This is a genomic window from Psychrobacter immobilis (assembly GCF_904846185.1).
GTDB classification, from domain to species: Bacteria; Pseudomonadota; Gammaproteobacteria; order Pseudomonadales; family Moraxellaceae; genus Psychrobacter; species Psychrobacter immobilis_B.
This window is the reverse complement of record NZ_CAJGZQ010000040.1, coordinates 1-7,313: the sequence shown is the minus strand read 5'-3', so window position 1 is coordinate 7,313 and position 7,313 is coordinate 1. Positions and strand designations below refer to the sequence as shown.

The following is a 7,313-nucleotide window of genomic DNA, read 5'->3' as shown; positions in this document are numbered from 1 at the left end:
GAGGGCCTTCACTTGGTGTTCTTTAACAATGATAAGACTGTATTTCGACAGTTAGTTAGCTTTTTAACCCCTAAACCTATGAAAATCGGGTGGGGATGATTTTTTTGTCGTGTGCAGAGATTATTTTATTAAAGAAATTCCATTTCCTAGCTTTTGTGTTTAGTTTCTATCCCTGTAAATATAAGGCTGCCGACACTACTTTAAACAATCCCATCGGCTTTTAGCTTAGCAATCATCTCACTGTCATAGCCCAAATTAGCAAGCGTACTATCAGTATGTTCGCTCAATTGCGGTGGCGGCGTACGATAGCTGACTGGTGATGTGGATAACTTGATAGGGTTACCAAGTGCGCGTACTGGACTGCCTTGCTCGGTGAAATTAACAATCATATTCCTTGCTTGCGCTTGCGGCATGGCTAAGGCTTCAGCCACGTTATGAATCGCTCCGCATGGGATACCTGCTTGATCTAAAACTTCTAACCAATAAGTACGAGGTTGCTCGGCAAACTTTTTGCTCAATTCGCCACACAGCAGCTCACGATGAGCAACGCGTTGTGGATTGGTCATAAAACGCTTGTCGGTATGCCAATCAACTGCAAGCACATCACAAAGTTTGGCAAACTGACTGTCATTACCACACGCTAAGATAAAGTGCGCGTCACCCTGCCCAGCAAACACTTGATAAGGCACAATATTGGGATGCTGATTGCCGAGTCTTGGTGGGACTTTGTCGGATGCCAAATGGTTCATACCCACATTGGCTAGCATGGCAAGCGCACTATCTAAAAGTGCAACGTCTACCTGTTGCCCTAATCCCGTAATCTCACGAGCAATCAAAGCCGCTTGAATACCAATCGTCAGCTGCAACCCTGCAAACAAATCGACCACTGCCACGCCGACTTTATGCGGTTCGCCATCACTAGGACCTGTGATACTCATCAGCCCTGACAACCCTTGGATAATATAATCATAACCAGGGCGCGCGGCATCTGGCCCTGTCTGACCAAACCCCGTCAATGACGCATAAATCAGGCGCGGATTGTGTTGTTTTAGACTGTCATAATCCAAGCCGTATTTTTTTAGACCGCCCACTTTGAAGTTCTCTACCAAGATATCACTATCAGCGGCCAGTTTCTTAATGATGGCCTGCCCTGCATCAGTAGTGATATCGACCGTGAGTGACTTTTTATTACGGTTAATCGTCGCATAATAAGCAGACGTATCATCGCTAAATGTTGGCGGTGCCCAGTGGCGAGTTTCATCGCCAATATGTGGACGCTCAATCTTGATAACTTCGGCACCAAGATCAGCAAGCACTTGTGTACAAGAAGGCCCTGCCAGCACTCTCGATAAATCGAGCACCTTGATGCCGTGCAATGCGCCTTTTGCCAATTCATTGCTGTTATCGCTATTGCTATCGACAGTCATAATAATCCCTTATTGTGTGGCGTATTTTTGATAATAAAATTGTTATTCATGATGTAATTGCTAAGAAATTACATCATGAACAACAACTAAAAAACGTACGCTACTGTTAATGCCCTTTTTAACAAAAAGCCAAGCTGTCACGTACGTCATAGAATACAGTTGCACCAAACATTTTTAGCTAAAAACGCTTAAAAGAACGCTTGGATACCTGTCTGTGCACGGCCTAGGATAAGCGCATGGATATCATGTGTGCCCTCATAAGTGTTGACCGCTTCCAAGTTCATGACGTGACGAATGACATGAAACTCATCAGAGATACCATTACCGCCATGCATGTCACGCGAAATACGTGCGATATCCAGTGCTTTACCGCAGTTGTTACGCTTAATAAGTGAAATCATCTCAGGTGCGGCATTGTCTTCATCCATTAGGCGACCCACACGTAGCGCGGCTTGTAGACCTAGCGTGATTTCAGTCTGCATATTAGCAAGCTTCAACTGCACGAGCTGTGTTGCCGCGAGCGGACGACCAAACTGCTTACGATCTAACGTGTATTGACGAGCCGCTTTCCAGCAAAATTCTGCCGCACCCATCGCGCCCCATGCGATACCGTAACGCGCTTTATTCAAGCAACCAAACGGTCCTTTTAAGCCACGGATATCTGGGAAGGCATTGGCTTCAGGAACGAATACTCTGTCCATGACAATCTCACCCGTGACAGAGGCACGTAATGAGAACTTGCCTTCGATTTTCGGCGCAGACAAGCCCTTCATGCCTTTGTCTAAAACAAAACCACGAATCTCACCGGCATCATCTTTTGCCCAAACGACAAACACATCAGCGATAGGACTGTTGGTGATCCACATTTTATTGCCTGTCAACTCATAACCGCCATCCACAGCGCGCGCACGTGTCGACATTGATGAAGGGTCAGAACCCGAATCAGGCTCAGTCAGACCGAAACAACCGACATACTCACCCGAGGCCAGCTTAGGCAAATAACGCTCTCTTTGCTCTTCGGTGCCGTATGCCCAAATAGGATGCATGACTAAGCTTGACTGCACACTCATCGCTGAACGATAGCCTGAGTCAACGGCTTCAACTTCTTTGGCAATTAGGCCGTAAGCGACACTAGACAAACCAGCACAACCATAACCTTCAATCGTCACACCAAGCAAGCCCATCTCACCCATTTGACGCATGATATTACGATCAAAGTGCTCGTTGCGATTGGCTTCAACAATACCAGGCATCAGCTCTTTTTGAAAAAACTGACGGGCGCTGTCCGTGACCATGCGCTCTTCATCAGTCAACTGGTCGCGTAATAAAAACGGATCTTCCCAATCGAAACTTGGACGCGTAGATGTTGCCATGTGGATCTCCTTGATGTCAGTCTTCCTGACCGACGAGTAGTGATTAATAAGTAAATTGACTGCACAGGTTATTGACTTGCTTATTCCGCTGTGCGAAACTTAGTTTCATAATTTAAATCTATTTAAGCAAAGTTTTACCGCGCTGTAAACCTTTATCCAAAAAAATGAGCATAAAATGACAAAAAATGTATCGGCAGCTCTGCCACTACTCGATCGAATGACCACCATTCTTGAGCAGAGTAAAGAAGATAATGACAGACAATTCGTGACTGCATTGGGGCGTGGACTGACTTTACTCGCAGCATTTGAACATCATGATCGACTCACCCATCAGCAATTGTGTCAGATGACAGATCTGCCAAAGGCAACTATTACTCGCCTTATCCATACCTTAACCACGCTTGGATTTTTACGTGTAACTGAACACGGACAGTATCAACTAGGCAGTAGTGCTGTACGTCTAAGTGCTACCGCATGGAGTCGCCACGATATGATCTCAGCGGCTGAGCCACTATTACGTCAGTTCGCTAGTGAGAATGAAGTATCGGTAAATCTGGCAACCGAAGTCGAAGGAGAGATGCGCTATCACGCTTGCTGTCGTAGCCCTGCTCGCCTATCGGTCAATTTACAAGTCGGCTCAGCTGTGCCCGTAGCTCGCACCGCTATTGGACGCGCTTTTTATGCGGCTAGCTCGCCAGCAAGACAGGCAGTTATCATTAGCAATCTAAAAGAAAATTTGTCTGCTGAAGAATATCACCATGCGCAAACCGCCCTAGCCAGCGCTGCAGCGCACTATGCAGCACATGGCTATACGGTATCAGATGGTGATTTTTCTACTGATATATTGGCAGTAGCGGTTGGGGTTTTTGATATCGCGACTGGGCAGTATACTTATTCGCTCAATGCCAGTGTGCCAAGTGCTAATTGGGATGCAGATGACTATGCGGCGATGATTGTGCCAAAATTGCAGGCGTTGGCGGAGCGGATTGGTGGTGGGGTTTAAAAGAGAACAAACGATAAATCTATGGTACAAGCATATTGATTTAGTTGATGGGTTTTATCTTATGAGAGATGCTTTATTTTAACCCATCAAACCGCAGCCCAAACTTCAGCAAATACTTACGCAATCTATCGCTATCATTCGGGATTTTTAGCTTATCGCGTGAGTTGGCATACAGATAGCGCCCAGCCGCTGCTTGGTTTTTATGGTTGATACAAACCTCAATCACATACGCCAATTGCACTACATCAAATGGATCAATAGTTGTTAGCATATCTTCATCGAGATATTGGCGTAAAACGTTATGGCTACCCTGCTCGATGGTTTCGCCATCTAAACTAGTATCAGGGCTGTTATTGCTTAGGCTATTTTTAGTCCTGACATTACCGCCATTTAAGCTATTAGAGCCGTTTGAACTGTCAGGTAATTCCCAAAGATGAGTTAACCTCTCAATCTCCGCTTGCACATCATCATTGCGAATCACTTTACTCTCAGCAAGTGTAGTCAAACGAATTATACTGGCGGTCAAATCACGAAAATTCCCCTGCCATGTCGCATCCTGACTCATTGCAAAAGTTTCATAACGCTGCCTTGCTTCTAGCGTAAATCGATAGTGCTGCTGTTGCTCGCTACCCAAACGCGCCAGCTCGTAATCGATATTGACTGGTAAGTCCTCTAGCCTATCTTTGAGTGATGGCAGAAAAAACGTCCACGTATTGAGACGCGCAAATAGATCTGCCCGAAACTCGCCATTAGCGACTGCTTGGCGCAAGTCTTTATTGGTGCCTGCCATTAGTTGAAACGACACGCTAATCGGCATATCACTGCCAAGCGGATAAAAGCGCTGCTCTTCCAGTGCGGTCAATAGCATCGCTTGCTCATCAAGCCCTAATTCACCGATTTCATCTAAAAACAATAAACCACCATCGGCTGATTTTAGCAGCCCATCTCGACTCGTTGCAGCGCCTGTAAATGCCCCTTTGCCATGACCGAATAGCACACTCATGGCAGTGTCACCACGCAGCGTGGCGCAGTTTACCTCAACAAATTTTTCAAGCGTGTTTTTGCCTTGCGTACTGTTAGCTTTGGCTTTTTTGAGCGCGTAGATTTGGCCTGCCAGTTGCGACTTGCCCGCCCCTGTTGCGCCCATCAATAATATGGGTGCGGTTGATCGCGTGGCGACCTTTTCGATATTGGAGATAAGCTTTTGATAAGCGGCATTTTGGGTGACTAAATTGGCTTGTAAGGTTTGCCAATGTTGCTGCTTTTCTGCCTCAAAACGCTCGCGCAAGCCATCATAGCGTGAGACATCCAAGTCAATCACTTGATAGCGCCCTTGCGGATCAGCTTGGTCAGGTCTTGGGCAAGGGGAGGTCTGAATCAAATCAGCTGGAATAAAGCCTGCCTCTACCAGTAAAAACCAGCAAATCTGCGCCACGTGCGTGCCCGTAGTCAGATGTAGCAAATAGTCCGTATTATCTTGAAACTCAAACGCTGCCGCAAAGTCATATAGCTCAGCATAGACATCCGCAAAATCCCATGGACTAGCCAATGCCACATGATGACCAATCACTTGTGTCTGCGGACTGACCTGCGCGACATCATCTTTGATAATCTTAAACAGCTGTTTATCGCGTTTGCTATATAAAATATGCAGCTCATCGACGAGCAACTCATCATGCAGGCCTAAACTGACGGTTGGTCGCCAACGCTGCCAACGCTTATCGTTAAAACCATTGTCTAAAGTAGTGCCGAGGAAGCCGATGACGGCAGTTTTGTTGTTCGAATCACTGTTCATAATATTACTTATCACTGATTATCATTAGTAAATAATATATTATTTTCTATCTAGTTAGATTTATTTCTATATATTTTAGCCCATAGTTAAGTAAATTTATCTATCCGAAAAACACTTAAGAAATTAAATCATTTACTATCAATTACTTATAAATAAATTTTGAGTATATTAAAAACTTGGCACGCCCTTAGCATTATATAAAGTAAGAATCATCTTTCATAATAAACAAACTTTGCAACGCTAAGGAACATAACATGCATCCAACCACTCATAATATTATTCAAGACGGTGGAACCCCTATCAGACTTTGGACCAAGGGCGTGCCTGTCGATCCAAAAGCACACGATCAATTGATCAAAGCATCAAAAATGCCTTTTGTATATAAATGGCTTGCGGTGATGCCCGATGTGCATGTCGGTATTGGCGCGACTATCGGTACGGTATTGCCAACCAAAGACGCAATCATTCCGGCTGCCGTTGGCGTCGATATCGGCTGCGGAATGATGGCAGTACAGACCACCCTAACCGCGAATGACTTGCCCGATAGCTTGCGCGGTCTGCGTACCGAGCTTGAAAAAGCCATTCCGCATGGGCGTAGTAAAACGCGTGGTCGCGGGTCACGCCGTGATGTTGGCGCGTGGGCAAACCCTGGCGACACGGTTATGAACGGCTGGGGAACGCTGGTTGATGACTTTAACTATCTCACCCAAAAGCACCCTCGCCTAAAAAACACCAATAACCTTAACCATTTGGGTACGCTGGGTACGGGCAACCATTTTGTCGAAGTATGCCTTGATGAGACCAATCAAGTTTGGATCATGCTGCACTCAGGCTCACGCGGTGTGGGTAATGCCATCGGTCGCTACTTTATTGAGCTGGCACGTGAGGACATGCGTAAGTGGTTCATCAACTTGCCTGATAAAGATTTGGCTTACTTTGCCGAGGGTACAGAGCATTTCGATGACTATTGGTTTGCGGTTGGTTGGGCGCAGCGCTTTGCCTTTAAAAACCGCGAAATCATGATGGAGAAAGCCATCAAAGCACTACGCCAAATCATACCTAAGCCGTTTGATGCTGCCGTAAAAGCGGTGAACTGTCATCATAACTATGTGGAAAAAGAGCAACATTATGGCGAAGAAGTATTTGTGACCCGTAAAGGCGCGGTACGTGCCCGCGTTGGTGAATACGGGATTATTCCGGGGTCGATGGGTGCCAAATCATTCATCGTACGTGGTAAAGGGAACGAAGAGTCGTTTTGCTCTTGCTCGCATGGCGCAGGTCGTATCATGTCACGTACTGAAGCCAAAAAGGTATTTACGGTCGCTGATCAAATTGCGCAGACTGCGGGCGTAGAATGTCGAAAAGACGCGGATGTGATTGATGAAATTCCAGCGGCTTATAAAAATATTGATCATGTAATGCAAGCGCAAAGTGACTTGGTAGAAGTGGTACATACACTGCGTCAGGTAGTTTGTGTTAAGGGTTGAGAAGCGTTAATAAAAGGTCTGGGGAACCTTTTTAGCTTAGCAAGAGTCAAGCTATGCTTTAATGACCTACCAATAATTAGAAACTATAATGAGAGGCGTATCTAGGGCGTGTCATCAATTAGCATAGATATTTCAGAATAAGCTATACTTAGATCGTATTTAGGAATTTGAGCTCAATGACTATGACAAGACGACATGCCCTACGTGATGACCAATGGGAGAGAATTA

5 protein-coding genes are annotated in these 7,313 nt (G+C 45.6%); 2 read left to right on the top strand and 3 right to left on the bottom strand.

Going from position 1 to position 7,313, the window contains the following annotated elements; genetic code table 11:
• Positions 1 to 200 precede the first annotated feature (200 nt).
• Together JMW94_RS14270 and JMW94_RS14265 are read right to left on the bottom strand one after the other, a co-directional pair.
• A complete protein-coding gene (locus tag JMW94_RS14270) occupies positions 201 to 1,427 on the bottom strand; it encodes a CaiB/BaiF CoA transferase family protein (protein ID WP_201604843.1) in 1,227 nt (408 codons plus the stop codon).
• A 188-nt stretch (positions 1,428 to 1,615) separates the two neighbouring features.
• Complete coding sequence (locus JMW94_RS14265; RefSeq protein WP_201604842.1) at positions 1,616 to 2,800, bottom strand: acyl-CoA dehydrogenase; 1,185 nt, start codon at positions 2,798 to 2,800, stop codon at positions 1,616 to 1,618.
• 175 nt (positions 2,801 to 2,975) lie between these two features.
• Between JMW94_RS14265 and JMW94_RS14260 the strand changes: the two genes are divergently transcribed.
• A complete protein-coding gene (locus JMW94_RS14260; protein WP_201604841.1) occupies positions 2,976 to 3,803 on the top strand; it encodes an IclR family transcriptional regulator in 828 nt (275 codons plus the stop codon).
• A 73-nt stretch (positions 3,804 to 3,876) separates the two neighbouring features.
• On the opposite strand, the gene rtcR is transcribed toward JMW94_RS14260, so the two are convergent.
• Positions 3,877 to 5,598: an RNA repair transcriptional activator RtcR gene (rtcR, locus tag JMW94_RS14255; RefSeq protein ID WP_201604840.1), complete on the bottom strand. Its 1,722-nt coding sequence runs from the start codon at positions 5,596 to 5,598 to the stop codon at positions 3,877 to 3,879.
• 254 nt (positions 5,599 to 5,852) lie between these two features.
• Between rtcR and JMW94_RS14250 the strand changes: the two genes are divergently transcribed.
• Positions 5,853 to 7,085 (top strand): RtcB family protein, encoded by a 1,233-nt coding sequence (locus JMW94_RS14250; RefSeq protein WP_201604839.1) that lies wholly within the window; start codon positions 5,853 to 5,855, stop codon positions 7,083 to 7,085.
• Positions 7,086 to 7,313: the final 228 nt, after the last annotated feature.